The 3,460-nt window shown below is 66.1% G+C and carries 4 protein-coding genes; 3 read left to right on the plus strand and 1 reads right to left on the minus strand.

Features of this window, described 5'->3' with window-relative positions:
- Positions 1–117 precede the first annotated feature (117 nt).
- Entirely contained in the window at positions 118–570 is a 453-nt protein-coding gene (locus AC5JJ6_RS04870; protein ID WP_496040963.1) for a MarR family winged helix-turn-helix transcriptional regulator, read from the minus strand.
- 117 nt (positions 571–687) lie between these two features.
- Here AC5JJ6_RS04870 and AC5JJ6_RS04875 point away from each other — a divergent pair, with 117 nt between their 5' ends.
- The 3 genes from AC5JJ6_RS04875 to AC5JJ6_RS04885 all read left to right on the plus strand — a co-directional run bounded on the left by AC5JJ6_RS04875 (position 688) and on the right by AC5JJ6_RS04885 (position 3,364).
- Positions 688–1,770, plus strand: a complete 1,083-nt coding sequence (locus AC5JJ6_RS04875) for a WD40/YVTN/BNR-like repeat-containing protein (RefSeq protein ID WP_496040964.1) — start codon at positions 688–690, stop codon at positions 1,768–1,770.
- 38 nt (positions 1,771–1,808) lie between these two features.
- Positions 1,809–2,075 carry a MoaD/ThiS family protein gene (locus AC5JJ6_RS04880; protein ID WP_496040966.1) on the plus strand — a complete coding sequence of 89 codons (267 nt, stop codon included), beginning with the start codon at positions 1,809–1,811 and terminating at the stop codon, positions 2,073–2,075.
- A gap of 92 nt (positions 2,076–2,167) precedes the next feature.
- Positions 2,168–3,364, plus strand: a complete 1,197-nt coding sequence (locus AC5JJ6_RS04885) for an MFS transporter (RefSeq protein WP_496040965.1) — start codon at positions 2,168–2,170, stop codon at positions 3,362–3,364.
- The last annotated feature ends 96 nt before the right edge of the window (positions 3,365–3,460 follow it).

Consider the following 3,460-nt stretch of genomic DNA (forward strand, 5'->3'; position numbering starts at 1 on the left):
CCCCTCCGGAAGGGATATGGCGGGTGTCTGTCATGAAAAGTCCGTTCCGGAGGGGTCCAAGCGGTCGCTGGCTCTGCCGTAACAGACGGAACGGGTATTGGTGCCGGTGCGAAGGGCTCAGGAAAGCGCCCGGAGATCGGCGCGCAGCGTCTCCGGGTCGGAACTGGTGATCAGCCGGTCGATATCCTCGTGCGTCCGTTCCCATACGGGAACGGCCGAGGCGAGCAGCGCGTGGCCGGCGGGAGTCAGCGTCATCAGGCGGCTGCGCCTGTCCTTCTCATCGACCGACACCGTGACGAGACCGCGCCGCTCCAGCGGCTTCAGGTTCGCGGTCAACGTCGTGCGGTCCATCGCCAGCAAGGCCGCGACGCTCGCCATGCCGGGAGGTTTGGGCCGGTTGAGCGACATCAGCAGGGAAAACTGGCCGTTGGTCAGGCCCAGCGGGCGCAGGGCGACATCGAACCGGCGCGCCACCGCTCGGGCAGCCCGCTGGATATGCAGGCACAGGCACGTGTCGCGGACCTTGATGGTGGTTTGATAGGGGACGGATGTCTCTTCATGCTTTGACATGCTCTAATAATGTTGATATCAACGTATTTGTCCAGTCCTTTGCCGGCGCCGCCGCATCCGTCCCGATCGGGATCGCCAGCGCCTCCGGTCCCACTGTCGAATTCAGGGGAGGCGTCGATGACGAACAAGGTCCTCATACTGGTTGGAACGAAGAAGGGCGCATTCGTCCTTGAAAGCGATGCGGCGCGTCAGTCATGGGAGCTTCGCGGTCCCTATTGCGAGACATGGCCGATGAACCATGTGATCGCCGACCCGGCCACGGGAACGATCCACGCCGGCGGCGGCAGCGAGTGGTTCGGTCCCGCCGTCTGGAAATCGGGGGATCTGGGAACGACATGGACGCATTCGAGCGCTGGCTTGGCCTATCCGGAGGGAGAGACGCCGATCAAGGCGGTCTGGAGCCTGGCGAAAAGCGGAGCGGGCCTTTACGCCGGCGTCGATCCGGCGGGGCTGTTCCGCAGCGACGACGGCGGCGAGACCTGGAGCCACCTTGCGGGATTGCGGAACCATCCGTCACGGCCCCACTGGAATCCGGGCGGAGCCGGACTCATCCTTCACTCGCTGCTGCCGCATCCCGAAGACGACGGGCGTCTGTGGGTCGGGATATCCGCCGCCGGCGTGTTCCATACGGCTGACGGCGGCGAGACCTGGGAGACCCGCAACCGGGGCACCAGGGCCGACTTCATGCCGGAGGACCAGCGATACCCCGATTTCGGCCAGTGCGTTCACTGTCTTGTCATGGCTGCCGGGATGCCGGACCGCCTGTATCAGCAGAACCACTGCGGCATGTACCGCAGCGACGACGGCGGACGGCTGTGGACAAGCATCGAAGCAGGCCTGCCCTCGAGTTTCGGCTTTCCGGCGGCGGCCCATCCTCGCGATCCGTCGACGCTCTATCTGCTGCCGCTCAACGGCGACTCGGCGGGCCGCTATGTCCCCGACGGCAAGGCGGCGGTCTGGAGGACGCGGGACGGCGGCGAAACCTGGCAAGACCTCCGCACTGGTCTGCCGCAGGGCAACACCTATTTCGGCGTCCTGCGCCAAGCCATGGCGACCGACCAGATGGAGCCCGCCGGGGTTTATTTCGGCACCAGCACCGGTTCGCTATACGCCAGCGCCGACGAGGGCGAAAGCTGGAGCTGCGTCGCCCAGCACCTGCCGACGGTGCTTTCGGTCGAGACGATGGTGGTCGAGGCCTGACCGCAGTGGCGGAAGACCCAGCATCCCAGCCAGTCGTGATGAAGCTTCCGGCCGCCTTGGTCAGGCTATTCCCGGAAGCAACCCGGCAAGTCGAGATCTCGGCCTCGGCGTCGGTTGCGACGGTCGGCGATGCGATCGACGCCCTGGACAGGCGCTGGCCGGGCATGCGCGACCGAATCTGCGACTCGACGCCGAGTATCCGGCGCCACATGAACGTCTTCGTCTCGGGCGAGCGGGCGACGCTGGAAACTCGGCTAGCGCCCGGCGCAGAGATGGTCGTTCTGACCGCGATCAGCGGAGGGTGACTTACTTACGGCATTGCTGCTGCCCGATTTCCAGGCATATGCAGCCGCTCCATCGATGATAAGGTCTTTGAGCCTTGCTCAGGACCGGTGACATGCATCCCGATACCCTCTCCCGGCGGACCGTCGCCTTCGTCAATATCGCCCATGCGCTCGATCATTTCGTGCTGCTGATTTACCCGACGGCGGTCATTGCGATCGCGGCGGAGCGGGGGTTGGACTACGGCGCGCTGATCGGGCTGGCGACAGGGGCCTTCGTCGCCTTCGGGCTGTTCTCCCTGCCGATGGGCTGGCTATCCAAGCGATTGGGCCGGCGCAACCTGCTGGCGGCGTTCTTCGGCGGCTGCGGAGTGGCGTGCCTGGGCATCTCGATGACGACGACGGAAACCGGCTTCGCGGTCTGGCTTTTCGTGCTCGGGGTATTCTCGGCGATCTACCACCCGATCGGCGGCGCGATGCTGGTGACCCATGCCCGGCAGCTTGGGCGCGACCTCGGCTGGAACGGGGTCTGGGGCAACCTGGGGGCCGCGTCGGCGTCGGGCGTCACCGCCGTCGTCGCGGCAACGCTGGGCTGGCAGGCCGCCTTCGCGGTTCCGGGATTGGTCTGCCTTGCAGTGGGGGCGGCGTTCCTGGCGCTGGTTCCGGAGGATGGCGAAGGGAATGCCCAGCGGAAGGGTTCCGCCGGGGTCATCCCGGTGTCGCGGCCGATGGTGCTGATGGGCATCTTCGCGCTCGCGATCATCGCGGGCGGCATAACCTTCAACGTGACGACAATCTCGCTGCCCAAGGTCATCGACGAACGGCTCGGGCTGGCGCTGCCGCTGGCCCTGACGGGATCGCTCGCCACGGTGGTCTTCGTGTTCGGCGCGCTGATGCAGCTTGCCATGGGGCGGATGGTCGATCGCTTCAGCCTGCCCTCGATCTTCGTCGGCATCTCGATCCTTCAGCCGATGGGGCTGGGGCTGGCGGCGATGGCGACGGGAGTGCCGATGCTGGCCGGTCTGGTCATGGCGATGGCCGCGATCTACGGGCAGGTGGTGGTCAACGACGCCATGGTGGCCCGGTACGTGCCGGCGGAACACCGGGCGACCGCCTTCAGCGTCCGCTACTTCCTGGGCTTCACCGCGAGCGGCTTCGCGGTCCCGCTGATAGCGCTCCTGCACGGACAGGGCGGCTTCGCGGTGGTTCTGGCCGCCACGGCGGCGTTCGGGGCCGCGATCTTTCTGTGCTCCATCAGTTTCCTGATGGTGGCCCAGCCGCGCCTGAATGCCGGCAATGTGGCGGCCGAGTAAATACCAAAGACCGAGGATATCGACTGGTACAGACGCTCATATCGTAGGTCGGTCTAAAGCGAAGCGGCAGCCGACATAGACGCGCCTGCTTGTCGG

This window comes from Skermanella sp., from assembly GCF_059503625.1.